The organism is Arthrobacter sp. UC242_113 (genome assembly GCF_044054585.1).
In the GTDB taxonomy this organism is placed as follows: Bacteria; Actinomycetota; Actinomycetes; order Actinomycetales; family Micrococcaceae; genus Arthrobacter.
Genome location: NZ_CP171968.1, coordinates 4,382,724 through 4,406,348, shown reverse-complemented (window position 1 = coordinate 4,406,348; position 23,625 = coordinate 4,382,724). Strand labels below are relative to the sequence as shown.

The following is a 23,625-nucleotide window of genomic DNA, read 5'->3' as shown; positions in this document are numbered from 1 at the left end:
ACTGGGCACCGAACGCAAACACCTCGGTTAAGGACAGACATGGCAGAAGCGGACAAGGTAAAGACATCGGCGGCCGTGTACCGCAGCGGCCAGGACATTGAATGCTGGCTCACCGACATGGACGGCGTCCTGGTGCATGAGAACCAGGCCGTACCCGGGGCTGCGGAACTGATCCAGCGTTGGGTGGACACCTCAAAGCGCTTCCTGGTCCTGACCAACAACTCCATTTTCACCCCGCGCGACCTCGCCGCCCGGCTGCGGGCCTCCGGCCTGGAAATCCCAGAGGAGAACATCTGGACCTCGGCCCTGGCCACGGCCCAGTTCCTGAAGGACCAGGTGCAGGGCTCGGATTCCGGGAACCGCGCGTACACCATCGGCGAGGCAGGACTGACGACGGCGCTCCACGAGGCCGGCTTCATCCTCACCGACCAGAACCCCGACTTTGTGGTGCTCGGCGAAACCCGCACGTACTCCTTCGAGGCGATTACCATGGCGATCCGGCTGATCCTCGCCGGGGCGCGTTTCATCGCCACCAACCCGGACGCTACCGGCCCCTCCAAGGACGGTCCGATGCCCGCCACGGGCGCCATCGCCGCGCTGATCACGAAGGCGACCGGCCGGGAACCGTACATTGTGGGCAAGCCGAACCCCATGATGTTCCGCTCGGCCATGAACCAGATCGATGCCCACTCGGAGACCACCGCGATGATCGGCGACCGCATGGACACCGACATCATCGCGGGCATGGAGGCCGGGCTGCACACCGTGCTGGTGCTCAGCGGCATCACGCAGCGCGACGAAATCGCCTCCTACCCGTTCCGTCCCAACCAGGTGCTGAACTCCGTGGCGGACCTCAAGAACCAGATCTAGAACGGTGTCATCTTCCCGCCGCCTCCGGGCAGTGGGAAGATCTCGTTCTCCAGGTCCTCGAGGATGGGCCGGTACACGAACGGGTTCCAGCCCGGGCTCGCGTGTGCCGGCAGTGCGCCCGTGGTCTGCCGGTCGGCTGTGACCATGTTGGCGGCGAACGTGTGCGCCCAGGAATCACGGGCCGTCCGGTAGTTGACGGTCTGGTCCCGGGGATTTCCGATGTAGGCCATGCGGGCATCGCCGATCTGGCCCGCAAAGCGCGTGGCATCGAAGTGGTAGATGTAGGCGGATTCAGTCTGGACCAGCACGCTGGAGGGTGCGATCGGGGACAGCTGCTCCAGCGTCTGGTCGAGGATCTGCCGCCACGAGCGCTCGTCCTTGTGGACCACCCGCTCCCCCAGCTCGTAGCCCCCGCGCAGCACGGAGGGGATCCGGAAGCCGCTTTCGTAGAGGAACACCACGCCGTCGAACCAGCTCTGGTCCAGGACGTCGAACTTGCTGTAGGGGCTGCAGTCGAGCACGATCAGCTCAACCTTGACCCCGTGCAGCTCCAGCAGCCGGGCTGCCACCTGCGTCGCCACCATCCCGCCGAAGCTGTGGCCGTAGAAGTACAGCGTGGTGAGGTTGCGAGCCCGGACGTGCTCAATCACCGCGATGACCAGCTGGTCGATGTCCAGTCCGAGGTTCGAATACCCGGCCGCCGCGAGCTGGCCGCGCAGCCGGAGGCTCCCGCGGAGCGAGTTGAGGATCCACTGGGCCTCTTCCCAGCTTGTCTTGTAGCCGGGGAACAGGATCCAGCTGGCGTTCGGAAAGTAGCTCTCCGCGAAGTCGTCCTCCACCACGAGGATCTTGTGGACCTGCCGCTCCTCCTGCACGCGCTTCGTGAAGAGCATGTCTGCGGCGAGGACAGTGGAGGCGCCGGCTCCGGTGAGGAAGGTCCGGCGGGAGAAGCGTTTGAGGTTCGCGGCGCGCCAAAGCAACCGGGCAGCGTCTGCGCCCGGCGCCTTCTGCCGGCCCGTCTGGCCGGCGGCCCCTTCATACGGCACTGAACTACCCTAGGCACAGCCCGCGGGGGCAGCACAAGTCACAGCTCAGATGCCCGGCAGGACTCACGGCCCGGCAGGCTGTTGATCGGAACGTTGGGGTCTGGGCCGCCTGGCCGCCTGGTCAGCTGCTGGAGGCGTGTTTCTCGGCCGGGTCGGCCGGTTCCCGGCGAGCAATCTCCTCGCCGATTGCCTCGTACCGGGCCAGCAGTTCATGTCCGGAATGCCCCGCAGGATCGTCCAGCATTCCGAAGACCAAATCGCTCGCGGCCAGCAGCTCGCTAGGCGAGTAGTCGGAGAGCAGGCGGAGCCCGGCCTCCTCCAACGCCTGGGACAGCTCTGACGGGTTTGTCAGCGCCGTGAAGTCAGGCCGCGATTCCGCCACGGCGTGGTCGCGGGCGGACATGACCTCAAGGAACACCCCTGGTGCGCCTGTCACGGCAACCTGCCGTGTGCCCGCGTCGAGGGCGTTGAGGTCGAAGCGAAGTCCGGCGAGGGCGGATGACTCGACGAAGGCAGCGTGGGAAAGATCCACAGTGATGGGCGAAGAGATGCCCATCCGGCGGACACGCTGGATTTGGTGCATCAACTCCGGGCGGGACTGCAGGGTGAGGCTCCCGCGGACGTCAATGCGGGCGGTGCCGGCGGCCTCGTCGATCTTAATGAGGGGATTAAGCTGGTTGTCCATAGGTACTCCAAACGGGGTGTCTATGGCCGACGGCTCAACCTCCGACAGCCTATCCCGGCTAGTCCCGCCGCACAACCAGCCGGCAACCAAGCTACCCCGTCTGGACCTTCCCGGGCTCCTCGAAGTGGGTGCTGGCCTCGGCGCCTCCCACCGAATTCACCAGCGACGCAGCGATGTCGCGAAGCTTGACGTTGCTGTGGCTCGAGGCATCGGTGAGGATGCGCACGGCCGTCGCCTGGCTGCACCGGTTCTGCGCCATAACGATGCCGACGGCGATGTCGATGACGGTCCGTGATTCCAACGTGGCGCGGAGGTTCGTTGCGCTGTCAGTGTGCAGCGAAAACCTGACCGCCAGGCGCAGGGCCTGGGAGATCTCCCGGGTGTATCCGCGGGCGCGGGCTGCGGAAACCTCGTTGAACTTGTGGGGAACGTCGGAGTAGAGGTTGAGAGCGGCCTTCGCGTCCCCCTGCAGGTTGAAGGGCAGCGACAACACCGAACGCAGCCCGTGCGAAGCCACCGCATTAGCGTAGTCAGGGCCCCAGCGGTCTTCTTCGAAGAGATCCGGAACGTGGACTTCCCGTTCTTCCTTCGCAGCAGTCAGGCAGGGCCCCTGGGACAGCGAATACTGGATTTCATCCACCTCGCGGGCGGAGTCGCTGCTCCAGCCGATCGTCGCCGCCTTGCGGTCCCTCAGCAGCGTGATACCGCAGAGGGCGTCGTCGCCGTCGCCTGCCACCTGGTGCGCCGAGTACCGCGCCAGCTCGTTGAGGAAGTCTTCAAAATCAGCGCTCTCCAGAATGAGGTTCTGGATCTGCTCAACACTGCTCAGGGCTTGATCCGACGGGCGCATGACGGGTACTCCAAGTGAAGGGACTGTTCCGGGATACGGAAATACTAGGCCACCCGGGGTGTGCCGTCCACCATGGGCGGCCGGTCAGCTCAGGCCGAGCTCGTCCTTGCTGAAGGCGTACAGGTACGGCACGCCGGCTTCGGCTTCGATCTTTTCCTTGGCGCCGGTGTCGCGGTCGACGATGACGGCGACAGCGACGACGTTGCCGCCGGCGTTGCGGACGCCCTCGACGGCGGTCAGGGCCGAGCCGCCGGTGGTGGAGGTGTCCTCAAGCACCAGGACTTTGCGGCCCTCGACGGACGGACCTTCCACCTGGCGGCCCATACCGTAGGACTTCTGCGCCTTGCGGACTACGAAGGCGTCGACCGTCCGGCCGGCGTCGGCGGCGGCGTGCATGACGGCGGTGCCCACCGGGTCTGCCCCCATCGTGAGGCCGCCGGCGCACTCAAAGCCGATGCCGGCGTCGTCGATCAGGGACAGCATGACCTGGCCAACGAGCTTGGAGGCCTCATGGTGCAGCGTGATGCGGCGAAGGTCGATGTAGTAGTCGGCCTCGGCACCGCTGGACAGGATGACCTTGCCGCGGACAACCGCGAGCTCCTTGATCAGTTCCAGAAGTCGGGCACGGGCAGCGGTGTTGGAAAGCGAGTCCGGGGTGGAAGTCATGGGCTCCAGTTTAGTCGGTGCTGGACGCCCTGCCGGGCCCCGCATCCACCCGCCGGGCAAAGGCGGGCGCGTGCTCGGGCAGGGGCCCGATCGCGATCATCCGGGGCAGCAGCCGCATCAGGACGGGCACGTGCTGGGCGAGGTACATCATCACCGGCGGCGCTCCCGACCTCTTGCCGGTAAAGAGCGGGACGAAGACGCCGCGGTGCATGAAGCGCTGGACAGACTGGATGACCACGGTGGGCAGCAGCCGCCTCCGCTGCACCGCCGCCAAATCCTTCACCGTGACTTTGCCGCGCAGCAACGCGGGGGCAAGCCGGGCGGCCGCAGCCACGGCGTCCTGGATGGCCAGGTTGATCCCCACCCCGCCGGCCGGGGACATCGCGTGCGCAGCATCGCCAATACACAGCATCCCGTCGACATACCAGCGCCGCAGGCGGTCCAGCCGGACATCGAGCCAGTGCAGGTCGTCCAGGGTGCGGATCGCATCGACCCTGTCGGCAAGGTCCGGGCGCAGCGCCGCGATGCGTTCCCGGAACCGCTCCACTCCCTCGCTCTTGATGCGGTCACCGGAGCCTTTCTGGGCGAAGTAGCCCATCTGGTAGTAGGTCTCCCGGAACAGGGCGATGACGCCGGCGCGGTCACCGAAGGCCGGAACGATCCCGGCCACCTCCCCCTGTTCAGACTCGGACCTCGGCAGCTTGAACCACCAGGTGTCGAACGGCACCGGGTATTCCTTCGACGCCAGGCCGGCCGCCTCGCGGAGCACCGAATGCCGGCCGTCCGTGGCCACCACAAGGTCCGCGCGGAGTGAACCTTCGGCGCCGTCCTTGGTGAGGTACCGGATGCCGGTGACCCGTCCGCCGTCGGACATCAGGGACGTTGCCGTGTGCTCCATCAGGAGCGTGAACGTGGGCTCCTGCTCAGCTGCCCTGGCGAGGAAGTTCAGGAAGTCCCACTGCGGCATCATGGCGATGTAGTTGTACGGTGGCCGGAGCGCGGCGAAATTGCCCAGCGTGACCAGGCCGCCGCCGGGCACCGGGAATGCGACGTTGCGCAGCCGGCTTTGGGGCAGCTCGCGGAACTCGGCGCCGAGCCCGAGTTCGTCGATGAGCCTGATGGTGGAGGCATGGACGGTGTCACCGCGGAAGTCGCGGAGGAAGTCGCCGTGCTTTTCGAGGACGGTCACCTCGACGCCGGCCCGCGCCAACAAGAGGCCAAGCATCATGCCGGCCGGCCCGCCCCCCACCACCGCGCACCCTGTACTCTCCATGAGCCATACGGTACGCCTCCCGGTACACGCCAGCACAGAGCGCCAACTGACCCTAAAGCCCCCGGTCCTCAGGCGCGAACTGGCAGCTGATGACCCCAAACGGCGCATTTGAGGTCATCAGCTGCCAGTTCGCGCGTCCGTGACCCCGGCGGAAACAGTTGAGCCCTGCGGATTCCGCTGGCTAGTGTGGACCACATGCGCACACTCCAAGCCAAGATCATCGAAGAAATGGGCGTTCAGCCCCAGATCGATCCCGCAGAGGAGGTGCGCAAACGCGTCACTTTCCTGAAGGAGTACCTCAAGGCCACCGGCACCAAGGGCTTTGTCCTGGGCATCTCCGGCGGCCTTGACTCCTCGCTCGCCGGGCGGCTCGCCCAGCTCGCTGTCGAAGAGCTGCAGGCCGAGGGCGTGGACGCGCAGTTCGTGGCGGTCCGCCTCCCCTATGGCGTCCAGCACGACGAGGCTGACGCGCAGGCCGCCCTGGACTTCATCAAGGCCTCGAAGGAATGGACGTTCAACATTTCCGCCGCCGTGGACGGCTTCGAGGACGAGTTCGAAAAGACGGTCGGCAACGGGATCTCCGACTTCCACAAGGGCAACACCAAGGCCCGCACGCGCATGATCGCGCAGTACGCCCTGGCCGGGGAACACAACTACCTCGTCGTCGGCACCGACCACGGCGCCGAATCCGTCACCGGATTCTTCACCAAGTACGGCGACGGTGGGGCGGACATCCTGCCGCTGTTCGGCCTGAACAAGCGGCAGAACCGGGCCCTGCTGGAACACCTCGGCGCCCCGGAGCGGGTGTGGAAGAAGGTGCCCACGGCCGACCTCCTGGACGACCGGCCCGGCCGCACCGACGAGGACGAACTGGGCCTGAGCTACGACCAGATCGACGATTACCTGGAGGGCCGCGACGTCGGCGACAGCGCAGCGGAGCTGATCGAGCAGAAGTACCTCCAGACCCGGCACAAGCGCACAGTTCCGGTCAGCATCTTCGACACCTGGTGGAAGCAGGAGGGGGCCGGAAGAGGCCAGGGTGGGTCTCTAGGCCCCCGGCCTCCGGGCACGTCTAGGGCAGCGGCATGCTGCTCCTAGGGCAGCAGCAGGATCTTCCCGCGGCCGTGGCCGCCGCGGCTGATTTCCAGAGCGTCGGCGGCCTCGATCAGCGGCATCCGGTGCGCGATCGTGAAGGTGATCTGGCCCTCCGCAGCGAGCGTCCCCGCTTCCGCCGCCCGGCCTTCCAGCTGCTGTACGGCCACCAGACCGGCCGCCGCTGACTGCTCGCCCGGAACAGTGGTCACCGCCCGGCCGGCGCCCTGGAGCAGCTCGGCTGTTGCTGCCAGCGAATCCTCACTCCCCACCGTGTCCAGGACTGCCGTGACTGCTCCGTCGTCGGCCACGGAACGCACCCGTTCGGCCAGTCCTCCGCCGTACGTCACGGGTTCGGCGCCCAGTTCGCTGAGGTACTCCAGGTTGGCCTCCGACGCCGTGCCGATCACGCGTGCGCCGAAGGCCTGCGCGATCTGGACCGCGGCCGAGCCAACCCCTCCGGCGGCTCCATGGATCAGCACTGTGTCCCCCGCTCCCACCGCGAGCTGCTTCAGGGCCGAATACGCCGTGCCTCCTGCCACTGGAATGCACGCAGCCTGCTCGAAGTCCACGCCCGCCGGCAGGGGCGTCAGCTGGTCGGCTGGCACCACGGCCTCTGTCCGGTAGCCGCCCATTAGTCCGTTCCAAATGACCTCGTCACCCACCGCAAACCCCTCAAAAGCGGGCCCGACGGCGGTCACGACGCCGGCCGCTTCGCAGCCGGGCACCGCCGGAAAGTCCAGGGGCGTCCACTTTTTCAGGTAGCCGGCCACGAGTTTCCAGTCCACGGGGTTGACGCTGACCGCCCGGAATTCCACCCGGACCAGGCCGACACCCGGCTCGGCCAACTGCTCCGTACCCACCTTCAGGACCTGCGGACCGCCGTATTCCTCAAAGTAGACCCGTGTGCTCATGGCCGTGGCTCCTTTGCTGCTGTCCCGCGCCGTAGTGCAAGGGTAGGCACGGCACTGCAGGCGCCACAAGAAAGCGTCCGGGCGTCCAGTCAGCGCCGGACTTCCACCTCGCCCACCATACCCATGTAGTCATGCAGAGCGCAGATGTAGTCAAACTCGCCCACCTTGTTGAACGTCACGGTGAATTTGCTCCCGGGCTCCATCAGGCCGGAGCTGAGATTCCCGCCTCTAAAGTTCTTGGGATTGCCCACCGGAGCGAACACATTGGCTGGCTCATGCCCGAACGTCACGGTGTGCGGTGCACCCATTCCGCTGTTCACGAAGGTAACAGTGTCGCCGAGGCGGACCACGATCTCGTGGTGGACGAACCGCATCAGCATGGCAGTTCCGTTATCCGTTCCGGCGATCACTTTGTGGTTGCTGGCCTGCTTGCGGGCAGCTTGCCATTGCTTCTCGCCGTCCCGCACGATCTTCCGTTCCTCCTTCTTGTTCTGACGGTCGTACTGCGACTGCGTGAACGGGTAGCCGGTTCCGGCAGCCCGGATATGCACGGCACCTTTCATTGCCATGCCATGGACGATGCAGTAGTAGGTGAAATTGCCGGTGTGCGTGAACTTCAGGCTGTACTGCTCGACCGCTTTGAAGCCGGTGTTGGAGACATTGGCCATGATTCCGGAGTTGTAGTAGGAGTGGCCGTCATAGCCCGTGCCGCCCTGTCGGCCCAGTTGCTTCGGGTCAAAGGGGTTGAACGGCTTGAGCGGCTGGCCTTTGGCCAGGAATGTGACCGTATGAATTTCGGCGGAGTTTGCAACCCACTTAACGCTGTCTCCGGCGTTTATATAGATGTTCGACGGAAGGAAGGACATGCCCTGGATGGCCTGATCTGAGGATTCCGAGCCGACTTGGACGGTCCAGGTTTTCGGTGAATCCTCATCGTCGGCAAAGGCTGCGCTGCTGAGGGAGAGGGGCAGGAGCATGGCCGCCAAGGAGGCGAAGAGAAGGCGCAGCAGGTGCGGCCTTCCGTGGTTTGTTGTTTCGAGAGTCATGCGACTCATTCCTTATTGCACTGGATGTTGGCAGCCGCTATGCGGCGGGCCAGGAAGGTGCCGAACCGCAGATTGCGGCGCCGGACCGATGCCAGAGCGGCACGGGGGCCAGCGGGACCCTTCTGTTTTCCCTTGTCACCCAGCCCAGCGAAGGAAAAAAGGCCCCGGAACCGGACCCGCCACCGGACTAGGCGACAACACGGGACTTTCCGGTTCTCGAAGGGATAAGTTGCGGTTCTGTTGAGCCGTCAGAGCCCTGATTCGTGACCGGCTTGCGGCCGTAGCCGCCCGGCCCGATATTACAGATACAGTCCTTATCGTGCTCCGCCTCAATGTGTTTGTCGAGGTGCAAAATGTTCAGTTGGCGTTGCGCCTCTGGAGCCGGACGGTGAGCCGGTGGGCCTCCTCCAGCAGGAGCCGCCCCAGCAGTTCGCGCCGGTCTTCACGGAACCGGGGTTCGATGCCGGTCAGGGACAACGCCCAGGACGGACGGCCAGCCTGGTCGAAGACTGCTGCGCCCATCCCCCAACTGCCTTCGAGCACCAAGCCGGGGTTCACGGAGTAGCCCCGGCGGCGGGTCTGCTGCAGGTTCTTCCGGACCACGTCTTCCCGGTGCCCGTCGGCGTACTTGCCGGCATGCGCAGCCCAGTCGGCCAGGATCTGCTCCTGTTCCGCCACGGGCAGGAACGCCATGATCGCCGTTCCTGCGGATGCCACGCCCAGCGGAAACCTGACACCCTCATGAAGCACGAAGGAGCGGACGGGGAAGCTGCCTTCTTCCCTCAGCAGGCACACGGTCTCAGAGCCCCGGCGGATGGAGAAGAAGGCGCTCTCGCCGGTCTCCTCGGCAAGCCGGCGCAGACTGGGCCTCGCGAGGTCCTCCAGCGGGAAGCGCGCGGCAGCAACCGAGCCCATCAGCAGGGCCTCGGGGCCGAGCACCCAGTTCCCGCTCAGGGGGTCGTGGTCGAGAAGGCCCTCAGCCGCGAGCGACGTGAGCAGGCGGTGCACCGTAGGGCGCGTCAGCCCCGAGTCCCGTACCAACTCCACGAGAGGGCTTCCTTCCGGCTTGCGTCCCACGATGCGCAGGAGGCCTGCGATGCGGCTGACCACCTGTGCGCCCTGGACCGGTGCTTGATTCACAGTTGCTCCTGAATAATCCATATTGTGGACACCTCACAGCCTACCGTCCACAGTGTAAAAGCGCGACCGGCGGGAAGCTGCAGAGCCTTGACACTCCTACGCCGGCCCGCCTACGCTCCACAGTCAGAACCAGCGTCCATAAAGTGGACTGCAAGACAGCTCGACGAGGAGATGCGATGTCCAAACTGAAGTCGGCCGCTGCCGAGGCCCTGCACGATGTCCTCCGGGACGGAATCACCCTTGCCGTGGGCGGCTTCGGCCTGAGTGGGATACCGGTGGACCTCATCGAGGCCGTCCGTGACTCCGGCGTGAAGGACCTGACCGTGGTATCGAACAACATGGGCGTGGACGGCAAGGGCCTGGGCATCCTGATCGAGGCCGGCCAGGTCCGCAAGGTCATCGCCTCCTACGTCGGGGAGAACAGGCTCTTCGCCGAGCAGTACCTCGCCGGCGTCCTGGAGGTGGAGTTCACACCGCAGGGCACCCTGGCCGAGCGGCTGCGCGCCGGCGGGGCTGGCATCCCCGCCTTCTACACCAAGACCGGGGTGGGCACCCTGGTGGCCGAGGGCAAGCCCCACGAGGTGTTCGACGGCGAAACGTACGTCCGGGAGCGCGCCATCCTCGCCGACGTTGCACTGGTCCACGCCCACACCGCCGACACGGACGGCAACCTGATCTACCGCCACACCGCCCGGAACTTCAACCCGGTGGTCGCCACCGCGGGCGACGTCACCATCGCCGAAGCGGAGATCGTCGTCGAACCCGGCGCGCTGGACCCGAACCACATCGTCACTCCCGGCGTCTACGTCCAGCACCTCGTGCAGGCCAGCAACAGGGTCAAGGACATCGAACAGCGCACCGTCCGCCCGCGTACCGTACCGGCCACCCCCGAACTCGTCAACAACTAGCAAGGAGACCCCCGTGGCCTGGACCCGGAATGAAATGGCCGCAATCGCGGCCGAAGAACTGAACGACGGCGACTACGTCAACCTCGGCATCGGCATCCCCACCCTGGTGGCCAACAACCTGCCCGAGGGCGTGCGTGTGGTCCTGCAGAGCGAGAACGGGCTGCTCGGCATGGGCCAGTTCCCCTACGAGGGCGAGGAGGACGCAGACCTGATCAACGCCGGCAAGCAGACCGTCACCATCCTGCCCGGCGGCAGCATCTTCGACTCCGCCACCTCCTTCGGCATGATCCGCGGCGGCCACGTGAAAGTCGCCATCCTCGGCGCCATGCAGGTCTCCGGCACCGGCGACCTCGCCAACTGGACCATCCCCGGCAAAATGGTCAAAGGCATGGGCGGCGCCATGGACCTCGTCGCCGGCACACCGCGCGTCGTGGTCCTCACCGAACACAACGCCAAAGACGGCAGCCCCAAAATCGTCACCGAGTGCACCCTCCCCCTGACCGGCGTGAGCGTTGTGGACCGCATCATCAGCGACCTCGCCGTCTTCGACCTCCACAAAAACGACGACGGCGGCCGCCAACTCACCCTCACCCGCCTCGCCCCCGGCATCACGGAGGCGGAAATTCGTGAGAAGACGGAGGCGGAGTTTACGGTTGCCCCGAACCTCGCCGAACCGGCCCAGGTTTGACCCTGCTGGCCCGGTGAAAAGGCCGAACCCTGCGGCTGACGGTCGCAAAGCCGGGCCAGTTCAGCACCGTCAGTTCCGTGACCGGATAAGCCGGGCGATTTCCGCAAATCCCAGCCGCTCGGCGTTCTCCAAAGCCGTCCTGCCCTGCGGGTCCCGGATGTTGGGGTCCGCCCCGGCGTCCAGCAGCTGCCGCACCACGTCCTGCTGTCTCGGACCTCCGTTGTTCAGGAGGATGGCTTCCTGCATGGCGGTCCAGCCGAGCTTGTTGACGTGATTGACGGGGACGCCGGCGGCAATGAGGATCCGCACTGTCTCCACATGCCCGTGCTCGCTGGCCGGGATCAGGGCGGTGCCGCCGAAACGGTTGGTGCTCCTGCCGTCCGCACCGTGGGCCAGGGTCAGCCGCAGAATATCGTTGAAGCCTTCGGCGCCCGCATACAGGAAGGCCGAATCCTGGATCGAGTCCTTGGCGTTGACGTTGCCGCCTTTCCGGATCAGCTGGGCCACGAGCGCCGCGTCGTTGGCTTTCGCGGCCAGAACCAGTCGCTGGTCCAGCTTCTGCTGCTCAGCCGGGGACAGGGAGGGACGTGAGGCGGCGGGAGCGGACGACGGCGGCCGCACGGTGCCGCTCGCGCCGGAACCGCCCGCCGCGCCCGGGCTTCCCGGGCCCGGGCTTCCCGGCGTCGTTTCGCCAAGGCTGGAACTGGCCGGGCTGGAACTGGCCGGGCTTGAACCGGCTGGGAACGGGCCCCCGGGGCTTGAGCTGGCTGGAGACGGGGTGCCGGCAGCGCACCCGGCCAGCAGGGACGCCACGAGCAGCGCCAGGACGGCGAGCGGAAGAACGCTGGCCGGCCGGCCGCCGTCGTACCCGTCCTCAACCACAGCCCGCAACCTATTTGGCGGCGATCACGGCGGCGCCAGCCTCGGCGCAGGCTTCGTCCAGCTTGCCGTCGGGGGCGCCACCGACACCGATGCCCGCCACGGAGACGCCGTTCACCTTCAGCGGGACACCGCCAGGGAGGAACAGAGTGCCGGGAAGGTCAGCGATGCTCGGCCCGTTGCCGGAGATGCGCTTGGCAAGTTCGCTGGTGGGGGTACCGAACGCTGCGGCCGTGTACGCCTTGCGCTTGGCCGACTCGATGGTGTGCTCGGCTGCGTTGTCGCCACGCAGGAGGGCCTGGACGGTGCCGAACCGGTCCACCAGGGCCACCGTGACGAACGGCAGCTTGTCGGCCTGGCACTTGGCGAGCGCAGCGCCCACTGCCTTCGCTGAGGCGCCAACGGTGATGCGGTTCTGGGCGACGACGTTGTCCGCACCCGGCTGGACATCTGCGGCGGGCACAGCCGCCGCGGGTTCGACCGAAGCAGCTGCGGGGGAAGGCCCTGGTCCCGAATTCGTGAGGGCGGCGGCACCGGCCGTGATGGCGAGCGCTCCGGCCGCCGCGGCGGCAAAAATCTTCTGGGACTTCTTCACGGTGGTTCTCCTTCGATAAGCGGGGCGCAGCCCATGTTTGCGGGCGCAGCCAAACGGTTACATGTCCATGGTGAACCTGTGCCGCCGCGGGCGCATCAGGCCATCAGTTGGGACCGGCTGGTACTTAGGGCTAGCGCTATCAGCCATAAGGCTGAGAGACCAGCAACGGTGCGGGCAATAGCATGGTCCCTAGCACGTCTCCCACCGGAACCGGACCCGACCATGCCCTTCACCGCCCCCGCTGCACCGGAACTGCCTCCCTCACGCGCTGACTCTGCTGCTCGCACCGGCCATGTTCCGGGCAGCCGGCTGGGACGGATCGACGCCGCGGTCCATCTGGGGTTTGCCGTGCTCATCGTGGCTTCGGTGGTGCGCTACGTGATGCGGCACAGTGCCTCGGACAACCTGCTGGTCCTCGCGCTGGCGGTCGCCGCCTGCGGCCTGTACGCCGTCATTGCCGTGCTCGCCCAGCGCCGGCGCCCCTGGGCCGTGTGGATGTTCGTCCTGGTCGCCGTCTGGGCCGTCCTGGTGGTCTCCGCACCCAGCTTCGCCTGGTGCTCGTTTGCGCTGTTCTTCCTGTGCCGCATCGCCTTCACCGGGGTGGTCGCCTACGCGGCGGCGGGGGCGACGGCGGCAGCCACCGCCGCGGGACTGTTCCGGCTCAGCGACGGCACTGATCTGGCGATGCTCCTCGGACCGCTCGCCGTCGGCGTCCTGCTGACGCTGATCTACGACCGCATTGAGCACGACGCCGCCGAGCAGCGGCGCCTGCACAGTGAGGTGTCGCTCGCCCAAAGGCAGCTGGCGGCCAGCGAGCGCCGGGCGGGCACCATCGCGGAGCGTGAGCGCGTCTCCCGGGAGATCCATGACACCGTGACCCAGGGCCTCGCCAGCAGCCTGCTCCTGCTCGAGGCCGCGAACCGTGCCTGGCCGGAGCCGGCGTCCCGGCAGGATCTTCGGCAGGCCAGCGAATTGCTACGCCGGAACCTCTCCGACACCCGCAGCCTGGTCCACGAACTCGCTTCCCCTGGCCTCGACGCCTCGCCGCTGCCGGACGCCCTCCTGCAGGCCGCCTCGCAGTACGTGCCGGACGCCAGGCTGCTGGTCACCGGCGAACCCCGGGCAGTCGCCGCCGAAGTCCGCCATGCCCTCCTCAGGGTGGTGCAGAGCGCCACCTCGAACATCAAGCTGCACGCCTGCGCGGACACCACCACCATCACCCTCGGCTTCCTGCCGGATGCGGTCACGCTGGACATTTACGACGACGGCACGGGCTTCGACCCGGCGGCGGTAGCACCGCCGTCGGACGCCGGTGGATACGGACTGCGGGCCATGCGGCAGCGGGTGGAGCAGCTGGGTGGCGCCTTCTCGGTGGAAAGCGCCCCGGGCGAAGGAACTGTTGTGGCGGCCCAGCTGCCGGCAAAGGGGGAAGAATGAGCGCCATCACTGTGCTCCTGGTCGACGACCATCTCGTGGTCCGCAGCGGGTTGAAGGCCCTGCTGGGGACGCAGCCGGACATCGAGGTGGTGGCGGAGGCCTCCTCGGGCGAGGAAGCCCTGACCGCTGTGGAAGGGCACGCCCCCGACGTCGTGGTGATGGACCTGGCCATGGGCCCGGGCATGGACGGGATCGAGGCGATCCGGAAGCTCCGCGAACGCAACCGCAGGCAGGCCGTGCTGGTCTTCACCACCTATGATTCCGACGCCGACATTGTCCGGGCCGTGGATGCCGGGGCCATGGGCTACCTCCTGAAGGACGCCGCGCCCGAGGAGATCTTCGCCGCCGTCCGGGGTGCCGTCCAGGGCAAGAGTGTCATGAGCCCGCCCGTGGCCTCCCGCTTGTTCCAGCAGCTGCGCAACCCTGATGAGGTGCTGACACCGCGGGAAGCCGAGCTGCTGAGCCTCCTCACCGAGGGACTTAGCAACCGGGAGCTGGGGCAGCGGCTGTTCATTTCGGAGGCCACCGTCAAGACCCATCTCGCCCACATTTACGCCAAACTGGGCGTGGAAACGAGGGCCGCGGCCATCGCCACCGCCATCCGCCGGGAGGGGATGCGCTAGCAGGCGCAAAACGGTTGCGCGGGCCCGTCGCCGGGTCTACCGTGAGCGGCATCAGTCACCACCGCCGTCAAGGAGCCGTCATGGCCGGGTTTGTGCAGATCATTGAATTCCAGACCTCACGAATCGAGGAGGTCGAAGCGCTGGGCCGCCCGTCGAGAACCGAGGGAACCACCACACCGACATTTCGCCGCATCACCGCCACGGCGGACCGCGACCGTCCGGGGACATACTTCACCATCGTGGAATTCGACTCCTACGAGTCGGCGATGGAGAATTCCAACCGGCCTGAGACGTCAGAGTTCGCCGCGCAGATGGCGGCCCTGTGTGACGGACCACCGGTTTTCCGCAATCTCGACGTGCAGTGGGAGGACACCGGCCAGGAGCCGGGCAGCACACCCTAGATCCGGAAACAGCCTCTCCGAATGACGTTTGTGGACAGAATCTCCCGTTACAGGTGGGACTCCTGATGACGGAAACTATTGCACGCCCGGCGGATGGCCCATAGGTTGGAGACAGCGGAGAACAATTTCCGCGTCTGCCTGCTGTCGGAGCAGGACCAGAAAAAGGGTTACAAAGGAAGTTAGCAATGGCAACAGGCACAGTTAAATGGTTCAACGCCGAAAAGGGCTTCGGCTTCATCGCTCCGGATGATGGATCAGCAGATGTATTCGCACACTATTCAGCAATTGCCAGCAGCGGCTACCGCTCCCTGGATGAAAACCAGAAGGTCGAGTTCGAGGTGACCCAGGGCCCCAAGGGTCCGCAGGCAGAGAACATCCGCCCGCTGTAACGGCTTTCCAAAGACTCCCCTGTCCGTGCCTGGCACGCACAGGGGAGTTTTTCGGTTTTCAGCCCGGTAGAGTGCGGCCATGGATGAAAAAGCGACCCTGCACCACTACCTCCGGACACGGCGCGCCCAGCTCCTCGCCAAGCTCGACGGCCTGGGCGAGTACGACGTCCGCCGGCCGATGACGCCCACCGGCTCCAATCTCCTGGGCCTGGTCAAGCACGTGGCCAGCGTGGAACTGGATTATTTCGGTGAGGTGTTCGGCCGGCCCAGCGGTCGGGTGCTGCCCTGGTTCGCCGACGGCGCCGAACCGGACGCGGACATGTGGGCCACCCCGGAGCAGACGCGTGCCGAGATCGTCGAGCTGCACCACTTCTCGGCGGCGCACACCGATGCCACCATCGAAGCGCTGCCCCTCGACGCTCCGGGCGTCGTGCCGTGGTGGCGGGAAGAACGCCGGAACGTGACCCTGCACCAGATGCTGGTGCACATGTGTGCCGAGACGGCGCAGCACCTGGGGCACGCGGACATCATTCGCGAACTCATCGACGGCTCCGCCGGGCAGGGCCCCAGCGACCCCAACCTCCCGCAGCGGGGCGCCGCGGAGCAGGCCGCCTACGTGGAGCAACTGGAGGCGGCGGCGCGGAAAGCTGCCGCGCTGGCCGGGTAGAACGCCCTAAACGAAGGCCGATTTCCCTGTCACGGCCCGGCCCACGATCAGGGAATTGATCTCGTAGCTGCCCTCGTAGGTGTAGAGAATCTCGGCGTCACCGAATAGTTTCCCCATTTCGAAGTCGCTGCTGATGCCGTTGCCGCCCAGCAGCGACCGGCCCAGGGCCACGGAGGCGCGGGCCAGCCGGGTTGTGGTGGCCTTGGCCATTGCCGCCTGGGCCATTTCCAGCCTGCCCTCCTCCTGGATCCGGGCCAGCTGTGCCATCAGGGCCAGCGAGGCCGAGGCGTTGCCCAGGATCTCGGCGAGCTGCTGCTGGATGAGCTGGAAGCGTGCCAGCTCCTTGCCGAACTGGCGGCGCTGCAGCGAATAGGAGCGGGCCACGTCGAAGGCCGCGAGCTGAATGCCTGCTGCCTGCCAGCCCACCCAGGCACGGGAATCCCTCAGCAGTTCGTTGGCCTTGGTGAAATCCGTGGCGCCGGGGAGCATGTTGGTTTTCGGAATGCGGACGCTGTCCAGCTGGATATCGGCGTTCTGCATGATGCGGAGCCCGATCTTGTTGCTGATCTTGGTGGCCGTGTAGCCGGGGCGGTCCGTCTCGACAATGAAGCCCTTGATCTGCTGGTCGGCAGCGTCCCGGGCCCACACGAGCGCAAAGTCTGCAATGGTTCCGGCGCCAATCCACCGCTTGGCCCCGTCGATGACCCACTCGCCGTCCTCCAGCCGGGCAGTGGTGGCCAGCCCGCCGGCGATGTCCGAGCCGTGTTCCGGCTCGGTCAGCGCGAAGGCCCCCAGCTGGGTGAAGGCGGTCAGCCCCGGCAGCCACCGCTGCTTCTGCTCCTCCGACCCCAGGGCGTCGATCATGCCGATGATCAGCTCGTTGTGGATGCCAACCAGAGCCGACAGCGAGACGTCGGCGCGGGCCACCTCGACGTACATGAGGCCCTTGAAGAGCGTGGATGTCCCGTCCGTCTGCAGCCCGCCAAGCCCGTGCTTCCCCAGCTCCGCGAGCAGGCCGAACGGGAACTCTTCCCGGTTCCAGTATTCGATGGACTGGGCCCTGACCCTGGACTGCAGGAAGTCCCGGATTTCGAGATAGCGGGTCCGCTCAGCGGGCGGAAGCAGGTCCGCAACATACATGAGATCCGCATCGGCAAACGGCGGGGCCATAGTCCCTGCTTCCCCTGCTGCGGTTTCCCCCGTTTTCCCTGCTGTGGCCGTTGCGGGCTGTCCGTTGTCACGTCCTTGTGGCTGCACGGGCCTAGGTCCCTTCGCTCTTCCAAACCGTTGGATGTCCTAGTATATTGCACAGTGATGTGGATCACTAGGACGTGAATCCCCAGGCGAAAGGCCCCGTATGACAGTCACCGACGACTTCCGCGCCGCACGCGACCAACTGCTCGCCATGCGCCAGGACTACCGCCAGGCGCGGGCCAGCTTCGAGTGGCCGCGGCCTGCGGAGTTCAACTTCGCACTCGACTGGTTCGACGCCATCGCCGCCGATCCTGCCAGCGGCGCCAAGCCGGCTCTGGTGATCGTGGAACAGGACGGCTCGGCCACCCGACGCAGCTTCGCCGAACTGTCGGGCCGGTCCAACCAGGTGGCCAACTGGCTCCGCAGCCAGGGCGTGAAGCGCGGCGACCGCATGATCATCATGCTGGGCAACCAGGTGGAACTGTGGGAACTCGTGCTGGCCGGCATCAAGCTTGGCATCGTGCTGATCCCTACCACCACCCTCATGGGTCCCGCAGACCTGAAGGACCGGGTGGAGCGCGGGGAAGCGGGCTGGGCCGCCGTCGGCAGTTCAAACCTCGGCAAGTTCACCGAGGTGCCCGGCAACTACCGGCTTATCGAAATGCCCGACGCCGGAGGCGCCAGTGCAAACGTCGGCAGCGCGCGTGGCGGCAGCGGCGGCCGCACTGAGTCCGGTGCCCGGACCGCGCAGGCGGTGCAGTACGCGGATTCCGATGCCTCACCCAGCGATTTCACCCCCGACGCGCCCACCCTGGCGGACGAAACCCTGCTCCTCTACTTCACCTCCGGCACCACCTCCAAGGCCAAGCTCGTGGAACACACGCACACGTCCTACCCGGTGGGCCACCTCTCCACGATGTACTGGATAGGCCTCGAGCCGGGCGACGTGCACCTCAACGTGGCCTCTCCGGGCTGGGCAAAACACGCCTGGTCCAACCTGTTCACCCCGTGGATTGCCGAGGCCTGCGTGTTCGTCTACAACTACGAACGCTTCGATGCCAAGGCCCTGATGGAGCAGATGGACCGGGAAAAGGTCACCAGCTTCTGTGCTCCGCCCACCGTCTGGCGGATGCTCATCCAGGCCGATCTCAGCCTCCTCAAAAACCCGCCCACCAAGGTGGTTTCGGCCGGCGAGCCGCTCAACGCGGAGGTCATCGGCCAGGTCCAGCGCGCCTGGGGCCAGACCATCCGCGACGGCTTCGGCCAGACCGAGACCACGGTGCAGGTGGCCAACACCCCGGCCCAGCCCGTCAAGGTCGGTGCAATGGGCCAGCCCCTGCCCGGGTACGACGTGGTGCTCGTCGATCCGGTGACGGGAGAAGAAGCGGACGACGGCGAGCTGTGCCTGCGGCTGGATCCCCGCCCTGCCGGGCTGATGAAGTCGTACTACGGCGACCCGGAAAAGACGGCCGAAGCCTTCCGCGGCGGCTACTACCACACGGGCGACATGGCCAGCCGGGACGAGCACGGCGTCATCACCTACGTGGGCCGCGACGACGACGTCTTCAAGTCCTCCGACTACCGCCTGTCCCCCTTCGAGCTGGAGAGCGTGCTCATCGAGCACCCGGCGGTGGCGGAGGCCGCCGTCGTCCCCTCCCCCGACCCGCTGAAGCTGTCCGTGCCCAAGGCATTTGTGGTGCTGGCTGCCGGCCACGAACCGGGACCCGAGCTCGCCGAGGAAATCCTCAGATACTGCCGCGACCATCTGGCGCCGTTCAAGCGCATCCGCCGGCTGGAGTTCGCCGAGCTGCCGAAAACCATCTCAGGAAAAATCCGCCGGGTAGAGCTTCGGCACAGCGAGGAGCTCCGCCACGCAGACGGCACTCAGGGGAGCGTCCCCCTCGGTTTGGGAACGGAGTACTCCGAAACGGATTTCCCGCGCCTGAGAAGCCAGGGCTGAGCTGTGAGCCCTCCGCTGCCCCGTGACCCGATTGCCGATGCACAGCGCAACTGGGAGAGTCACGGCTGGAGTGACGTCGCCGCACCAATGGCTGCCATCACGGCAATCATGCGCACCCAGCAGATCCTGCTGGCCCGCATCGAGGGGGCCCTGAAGCCGTTCGGTCTGACATTCGCCCGCTACGAACTGCTGGCGCTGCTCAGCTTCGCCAGGAGCGGCGCCCTGCCCATGAACAAGGCGAGTGCCCTGCTGCAGGTCCATCCCACTTCGGTGACCAACGCCGTCGACCGCCTCCAAACAGCGGGACTGGTGGTCCGCTCACCGCATCCCACGGACGGGCGCACCACGCTGATCGAGCTCACGGCTGAGGGCCGCACGTTGGCAAAAAGAGCAACGGCGGTGCTCAACGCCGAGGTTTTTGGCCAGTCCGGTTTCGGCGACGAGGACGTGAACCAGCTCATCCGGATTCTGGGCGATTTCCGCCGCGGCGCCGGAGACTTTACGGACTGACCGTCTTTATGGACTGACCGGCTTCACGGACTGACCGGGCTTTACGGACTGACCGGCTTCACCGACTGCCCGGCCGTCCGGGCCCCGCTGGAGCTCCTGGACGAACGTGTCAAGCAATGCCGCCTGCTGCGGGTTGTTGGCCAGATGTACCAGGTCGGCAGCGGTGCTGGCCACCTTGATGTTGGTGTCCTGGCTGTACCTGGCCAGCAGGTCGAAGGCGGCCTGGGAACCAATCCGCAGGATGCCCATCAGGATGCCCTTCGCCTGTTCTATGGTGCTTCGCGTGCCAAGGGCACCTTCAACCGCTTCCCGTGCGGCCCTTTCCGTTTCCCACTGCAGGGTGCTGGTCAGGTCCACGATGAACCCCTCCACAGCAATGAGCCTGCCGTCCTCCATGAGCGCCTCCCCGGCGGTGAGGACACGGTGTTCCCGCATGCGGGCGTCCATGATGCGGTGGTAGCTGCAGAAAAATCCGCCCGCTTCGCAGGCTGCCATGAAGATGTCATGGCAGCGGTCCCTGTCGTCCGGATGCTTGTGGGCGTAGAGAAGCTCCACGGTGGGCACGATCTCGCCGCGCCGGTAGCCGTGGAGCGTGTAAAGCTCATCGGACCATTCAAGCCGCCCCGAAATGGCGTCGTAATGGAACGTGCCGGCAACACAATCGGCCGGCCCGAGAGCGCTCGAGTACGCCCGTACGGTCTTCGGGAGGCTCATCGCGGTTCCCGGCCGCCTTACCCGGCCATCCTTTGGCACAGGAGCGGCATACGCACGGAATGGGGTCGAACGGCAGCGTGGGGGCGGGAACCGAGGGAGCGGTCCACGGGAGCCTTTGCCAACTCCTTCACGTGGCCCATCCCGGCGTACTCACGAACGGCAGCGATGCCTTCCACCGCGGCGGCCTTGCTGGGAAAAGGGCGGGATACTGCCATCACGGTGCCGTCCGGGGCGGTGAGCTGGAATCTAAAGGAATCCTCTGCGTCAATGAAGAGTTCGAACATGCCAGCCATTTAGCCCTCCTGGATACGGGAACACGGCGCCCGGGACGCCGTCGTCGCCGGAAGCAGCTGAGGTTTTCTCCTTACCGCTCCCGCGGATGAGCCGGGGCGGTAATTGAGGAATTTATGAAATTGTGAACCAGTTCCGGGCTCTTGGCAAGGGCGGTCCGCGGTCCCAGCACCCTGCGTCCCCGGTCCGCCAGCAAAAGTTCTCCCCCTCGTCGGGGACAGACCGTTCTGTCTCTATACTTGGGTCTATACGCCTTTGGGGGCACCGAGGTTGGCGGGCCGGCAAGATCCGGCCGAGAAGCACGTGGCAAGTAACAGTGGAAGGAATCCAGAATGGGCGACACGCCCGACGGCTTGATCCACACCGGGGTGAAGGCCGACCTGTTCAAGTCCATGGGCCACCCTGCACGCGTCCTGGTACTGGAGATGCTGGTCAACGGCCCCGAGACCGTGAGCAACTTGCGGGACTGCACTGGGCTTGAGGCCTCCAACCTCTCCCAGCACCTCGGCATTCTGCGGCGCCAGCGGCTGATTGTTCCGTCCCGGAAAGACGGCCGACTGTTCTACGAACTGACGTCACCCGAAGTGCGCGAGGTCCTCGAAGCGGCCCGCGGCCTGCTGGGCACCATCCTCGACATTGGCGTCCTGCGGCAACCTAATGGCGGAGCGGATGGCAACGGCTCCAACGCGGACGCCGGCGCCGCGCCAGCATCCGCTCTGACGCCGGCAGCACAGGCCGCAGGCTAGGCGGGGTCGGCGACGGCGGCCGGCGCGGCATGCCCGAAAAGCCAAGCCGCGACGTCGCTCCTCAACACGACGTGCGGGCTGCCCGTTCCGCTGACACTGCCGGCCGGCACGTAATAGCCGCGGCCTCCGCCCGGACCGCCGGCAGCCCGGTCCAGCGCCTCCACGATCCTGCGGCTCAGGTGCCCCTGCGGGCCCGTGGCGTGGATTTCCTCAAGCTCGGCCGCGGTGAGCCGTCCCAGTACAGCAGCGATGTCGGCCACGATCGTTCCCCTTTTCTCACGTTTGCCTGAATAAACACTTTTGCCTGAAGTGCAAGGCTAGAGCATCGCGATTAACTGCGTGTGAAATCCCGGCGGCCATTTCAGGATCCCGCTGTGTTTCAAGATCCCGTTTTGGAGTTGCCGAGGTCAATTCCCGGCATTGTGGAATGGACTCGGGAGTCAGTACAGGAAGATGTCGATCCATGCCCGGTTGTGCGCGTGGAGCAGCACCAGGAACAGCACGAAGTCGAAGAGCAGGTGCACGCTCACGATGTACGACAGCGACTTGGTCACCGTAAAGATGCGGGCCTGAAGCAGGGCGAAGGGATAGATGAAAAACGGCGCCCACGATTTGAACCCCAGTTCCCACAGGAACGAGGTGAACAGGACCGCCTGGAGCAGGTTGGCCTGCCAGTCCGGCAGGTGGCGGCGCAGGAGGGCGAAGCAGGTGCAGATGAAGAACAGCTCATCCCAGATGCCCAGCGCGTTGGTGCCGACGAAGAGCCGCGCGATGCCCTCGGGGTCGTGCACGGCGGGCCAGTTCGAATAGACCCCGGTCCGGATCATGTACACGGGCAGCAAGGCGTAGCCGATCACCACGACGGCGGGCAGGTACCACTTCTCCGCACGTGTCCATTTCTGCCCGGTCCGCACCGGAAACACCACCGCGTGCTCTTTGGTGACGAAGCGCGACACAGCATACGGGATCCCCACGGCAGCGATCATGGCCGAGCCCATAACAAGCATGTGGGAGGTGCTGACGTCGGTGGTGATGGGCACGGCACTGATGATGGCCACTCCGGCCGCAATCAGCGCGAGGTCGCGGAACAGCAGCCGGTCCACCAGGGCCGCGAGCACGAGGGCTGCAGCGAGCAGGGCATACCCCAACACGCTCTGATCCAGCGCGAACAGGACAAAGCCGGCCAGCGAGACCATGGCCGCCGGGACAACGCGCAGGGAAGTCCCCTTCACGGTGCGCTCCCCGGTCAGCCGAGTGCTCACCGGTGCCTGAACTCCGGCTGGCGCTTCTCCGTGAAAGCGGCCATGCCTTCCTTCTGGTCCTCGGAGGCGAAGAGCGAATGGAACAGCCGCCGTTCAAAGAGCACGCCCTGTGCCAGCCCTGTCTCGAAGGCCGCATTGACGGCTTCCTTGGCCAGCATGGCGGCTGGCTTCGACTTGGACGCGATGACCTCGGCGGCCTTCAGCGCCTCCTCCACGGTGTCCGCGGCGGGCACCACGCGTGCCACCAGGCCTGAACGTTCCGCCTCGTCTGCGTCGATGAACCGGCCGGTGAGGATCATGTCCATCGCCTTGGCCTTGCCCACGGCGCGGGTAAGCCGCTGGGATCCACCCATGCCCGGCACCACGCCGAGGTTGATCTCGGGCTGGCCGAACTTGGCGTTGTCGCCGGCGATGATGAAGTCGCACATCATGGCCAGCTCGCAGCCGCCGCCCAGCGCGAAGCCGGACACCGCCGCGATCAGCGGAATGCGCAGCCGGGTGAGGTCCTCCCACCCGCGGAACCAGTCGGCGTCGTACATCTCCAGGTAGCCCTTGTCCGCCATCTCCTTGATGTCGGCGCCTGCAGCGAAGGCCTTCCCCGAGCCGGTAATCACGACGGCGCCAATGCCGGGATCGGTGTCCATGGCCGAAACCGCGGACACGAGTTCCTCCAGGGTGGTCCTGTCCAGGGCGTTCAGCGCCTCGGGCCTGTTCAAGGTGACGAGGCCAACGCGCCCGCGGCGCTCCACCAGAATGTTCCCGTACTCGTGCGTCATCCA

Annotated in this window: 28 protein-coding genes; 12 read left to right on the top strand and 16 right to left on the bottom strand. The window is 66.2% G+C overall.

Annotated elements, in window-relative coordinates:
- Window positions 1–39: 39 nt before the first annotated feature.
- Window positions 40–870, top strand: a complete 831-nt coding sequence (locus ACHMXB_RS20120) for an HAD-IIA family hydrolase (RefSeq protein ID WP_190604379.1) — start codon at window positions 40–42, stop codon at window positions 868–870.
- Here the strand turns inward: ACHMXB_RS20120 and ACHMXB_RS20115 are convergent.
- The 5 genes from ACHMXB_RS20115 to ACHMXB_RS20095 form a co-directional block, all read right to left on the bottom strand.
- Window positions 867–1,916 (bottom strand): thioesterase domain-containing protein, encoded by a 1,050-nt coding sequence (locus tag ACHMXB_RS20115; RefSeq protein ID WP_395401303.1) that lies wholly within the window; start codon window positions 1,914–1,916, stop codon window positions 867–869. The two genes, ACHMXB_RS20120 and ACHMXB_RS20115, sit on opposite strands and share 4 nt — an antisense overlap.
- Window positions 1,917–2,037: 121 nt before the next feature.
- Window positions 2,038–2,601, bottom strand: coding sequence for a hypothetical protein (locus ACHMXB_RS20110; RefSeq protein ID WP_395401301.1), 564 nt, complete (start codon window positions 2,599–2,601; stop codon window positions 2,038–2,040).
- Window positions 2,602–2,692: 91 nt separating this feature from the next.
- Window positions 2,693–3,451, bottom strand: a complete 759-nt coding sequence (locus ACHMXB_RS20105; protein ID WP_395401299.1) for a GAF and ANTAR domain-containing protein — start codon at window positions 3,449–3,451, stop codon at window positions 2,693–2,695.
- Window positions 3,452–3,535: 84 nt separating this feature from the next.
- Window positions 3,536–4,117 carry an orotate phosphoribosyltransferase gene (gene pyrE / locus ACHMXB_RS20100; RefSeq protein WP_395401297.1) on the bottom strand — a complete coding sequence of 194 codons (582 nt, stop codon included), beginning with the start codon at window positions 4,115–4,117 and terminating at the stop codon, window positions 3,536–3,538.
- Between the two features lie 10 nt (window positions 4,118–4,127).
- Window positions 4,128–5,390 (bottom strand): FAD-dependent oxidoreductase, encoded by a 1,263-nt coding sequence (locus tag ACHMXB_RS20095; protein WP_395401295.1) that lies wholly within the window; start codon window positions 5,388–5,390, stop codon window positions 4,128–4,130.
- Between the two features lie 195 nt (window positions 5,391–5,585).
- Between ACHMXB_RS20095 and nadE the strand changes: the two genes are divergently transcribed.
- A complete protein-coding gene (gene nadE / locus ACHMXB_RS20090; RefSeq protein WP_395401293.1) occupies window positions 5,586–6,488 on the top strand; it encodes an ammonia-dependent NAD(+) synthetase in 903 nt (300 codons plus the stop codon).
- Here nadE and ACHMXB_RS20085 read toward each other — a convergent pair.
- From ACHMXB_RS20085 to ACHMXB_RS20075, 3 genes are all read right to left on the bottom strand, one after another.
- On the bottom strand, window positions 6,485–7,396 hold the full coding sequence (locus ACHMXB_RS20085) for an NADP-dependent oxidoreductase (protein WP_395401291.1): 912 nt from the start codon (window positions 7,394–7,396) through the stop codon (window positions 6,485–6,487). The two genes, nadE and ACHMXB_RS20085, sit on opposite strands and share 4 nt — an antisense overlap.
- Window positions 7,397–7,485: 89 nt before the next feature.
- On the bottom strand, window positions 7,486–8,442 hold the full coding sequence (locus tag ACHMXB_RS20080) for a plastocyanin/azurin family copper-binding protein (RefSeq protein ID WP_395401289.1): 957 nt from the start codon (window positions 8,440–8,442) through the stop codon (window positions 7,486–7,488).
- Between the two features lie 357 nt (window positions 8,443–8,799).
- On the bottom strand, window positions 8,800–9,582 hold the full coding sequence (locus ACHMXB_RS20075) for an IclR family transcriptional regulator (protein ID WP_395401287.1): 783 nt from the start codon (window positions 9,580–9,582) through the stop codon (window positions 8,800–8,802).
- A gap of 176 nt (window positions 9,583–9,758) precedes the next feature.
- Here ACHMXB_RS20075 and ACHMXB_RS20070 point away from each other — a divergent pair, with 176 nt between their 5' ends.
- Window positions 9,759–10,490: a CoA transferase subunit A gene (locus ACHMXB_RS20070; protein WP_395401285.1), complete on the top strand. Its 732-nt coding sequence runs from the start codon at window positions 9,759–9,761 to the stop codon at window positions 10,488–10,490.
- 13 nt (window positions 10,491–10,503) lie between these two features.
- Window positions 10,504–11,178, top strand: a complete 675-nt coding sequence (locus ACHMXB_RS20065) for a CoA transferase subunit B (protein ID WP_395401283.1) — start codon at window positions 10,504–10,506, stop codon at window positions 11,176–11,178.
- Window positions 11,179–11,247: 69 nt separating this feature from the next.
- On the opposite strand, the gene ACHMXB_RS20060 is transcribed toward ACHMXB_RS20065, so the two are convergent.
- Together ACHMXB_RS20060 and ACHMXB_RS20055 are read right to left on the bottom strand one after the other, a co-directional pair.
- On the bottom strand, window positions 11,248–12,060 hold the full coding sequence (locus tag ACHMXB_RS20060; protein WP_395401281.1) for an ankyrin repeat domain-containing protein: 813 nt from the start codon (window positions 12,058–12,060) through the stop codon (window positions 11,248–11,250).
- Window positions 12,061–12,070: 10 nt separating this feature from the next.
- Complete coding sequence (locus tag ACHMXB_RS20055) at window positions 12,071–12,652, bottom strand: heme-binding protein (RefSeq protein WP_395401279.1); 582 nt, start codon at window positions 12,650–12,652, stop codon at window positions 12,071–12,073.
- Between the two features lie 222 nt (window positions 12,653–12,874).
- Here ACHMXB_RS20055 and ACHMXB_RS20050 point away from each other — a divergent pair, with 222 nt between their 5' ends.
- The 5 genes from ACHMXB_RS20050 (at window position 12,875) to ACHMXB_RS20030 (ending at window position 16,169) form a co-directional block, all read left to right on the top strand.
- Window positions 12,875–14,089, top strand: coding sequence for a sensor histidine kinase (locus ACHMXB_RS20050; RefSeq protein WP_395401277.1), 1,215 nt, complete (start codon window positions 12,875–12,877; stop codon window positions 14,087–14,089).
- On the top strand, window positions 14,086–14,712 hold the full coding sequence (locus ACHMXB_RS20045; RefSeq protein ID WP_395401275.1) for a response regulator: 627 nt from the start codon (window positions 14,086–14,088) through the stop codon (window positions 14,710–14,712). The genes ACHMXB_RS20050 and ACHMXB_RS20045 overlap by 4 nt, the downstream gene beginning before the upstream one ends.
- An 80-nt stretch (window positions 14,713–14,792) precedes the next feature.
- Window positions 14,793–15,113, top strand: a complete 321-nt coding sequence (locus tag ACHMXB_RS20040; RefSeq protein ID WP_395401273.1) for a putative quinol monooxygenase — start codon at window positions 14,793–14,795, stop codon at window positions 15,111–15,113.
- 185 nt (window positions 15,114–15,298) lie between these two features.
- Window positions 15,299–15,502 carry a cold-shock protein gene (locus tag ACHMXB_RS20035; RefSeq protein ID WP_003799085.1) on the top strand — a complete coding sequence of 68 codons (204 nt, stop codon included), beginning with the start codon at window positions 15,299–15,301 and terminating at the stop codon, window positions 15,500–15,502.
- A 79-nt stretch (window positions 15,503–15,581) separates the two neighbouring features.
- Complete coding sequence (locus ACHMXB_RS20030) at window positions 15,582–16,169, top strand: DinB family protein (RefSeq protein ID WP_395401271.1); 588 nt, start codon at window positions 15,582–15,584, stop codon at window positions 16,167–16,169.
- Window positions 16,170–16,175: 6 nt separating this feature from the next.
- Here the strand turns inward: ACHMXB_RS20030 and ACHMXB_RS20025 are convergent, their stop codons facing one another.
- The gene (locus ACHMXB_RS20025) at window positions 16,176–17,339 is read right to left on the bottom strand and encodes an acyl-CoA dehydrogenase family protein (RefSeq protein ID WP_395401270.1); all 1,164 of its coding nucleotides are present in this window, start codon (window positions 17,337–17,339) and stop codon (window positions 16,176–16,178) included.
- Window positions 17,340–17,526: 187 nt separating this feature from the next.
- On the opposite strand from ACHMXB_RS20025, the gene ACHMXB_RS20020 reads away from it, so the two are divergent.
- Complete coding sequence (locus ACHMXB_RS20020; protein WP_395401268.1) at window positions 17,527–19,323, top strand: AMP-binding protein; 1,797 nt, start codon at window positions 17,527–17,529, stop codon at window positions 19,321–19,323.
- A gap of 3 nt (window positions 19,324–19,326) precedes the next feature.
- Entirely contained in the window at window positions 19,327–19,833 is a 507-nt protein-coding gene (locus tag ACHMXB_RS20015) for a MarR family winged helix-turn-helix transcriptional regulator (RefSeq protein WP_307025083.1), read from the top strand.
- A gap of 6 nt (window positions 19,834–19,839) precedes the next feature.
- On the opposite strand, the gene ACHMXB_RS20010 is transcribed toward ACHMXB_RS20015, so the two are convergent.
- Window positions 19,840–20,547, bottom strand: a complete 708-nt coding sequence (locus tag ACHMXB_RS20010; RefSeq protein WP_395401266.1) for a PAS and ANTAR domain-containing protein — start codon at window positions 20,545–20,547, stop codon at window positions 19,840–19,842.
- 17 nt (window positions 20,548–20,564) lie between these two features.
- Window positions 20,565–20,840, bottom strand: a complete 276-nt coding sequence (locus ACHMXB_RS20005; protein WP_395401264.1) for a YegP family protein — start codon at window positions 20,838–20,840, stop codon at window positions 20,565–20,567.
- Window positions 20,841–21,170: 330 nt separating this feature from the next.
- Between ACHMXB_RS20005 and ACHMXB_RS20000 the strand changes: the two genes are divergently transcribed.
- The gene (locus ACHMXB_RS20000; RefSeq protein WP_395401262.1) at window positions 21,171–21,584 is read left to right on the top strand and encodes an ArsR/SmtB family transcription factor; all 414 of its coding nucleotides are present in this window, start codon (window positions 21,171–21,173) and stop codon (window positions 21,582–21,584) included.
- Here ACHMXB_RS20000 and ACHMXB_RS19995 read toward each other — a convergent pair.
- From ACHMXB_RS19995 to ACHMXB_RS19985, 3 genes are all read right to left on the bottom strand, one after another.
- A complete protein-coding gene (locus ACHMXB_RS19995; RefSeq protein ID WP_102972959.1) occupies window positions 21,581–21,844 on the bottom strand; it encodes a hypothetical protein in 264 nt (87 codons plus the stop codon). The genes ACHMXB_RS20000 and ACHMXB_RS19995 overlap by 4 nt on opposite strands.
- Window positions 21,845–22,024: 180 nt before the next feature.
- Window positions 22,025–22,780: a type II CAAX prenyl endopeptidase Rce1 family protein gene (locus tag ACHMXB_RS19990; protein ID WP_395405371.1), complete on the bottom strand. Its 756-nt coding sequence runs from the start codon at window positions 22,778–22,780 to the stop codon at window positions 22,025–22,027.
- A gap of 62 nt (window positions 22,781–22,842) precedes the next feature.
- Window positions 22,843–23,622, bottom strand: a complete 780-nt coding sequence (locus ACHMXB_RS19985) for an enoyl-CoA hydratase (protein WP_395401260.1) — start codon at window positions 23,620–23,622, stop codon at window positions 22,843–22,845.
- Between the last annotated feature and the right edge of the window lie 3 nt (window positions 23,623–23,625).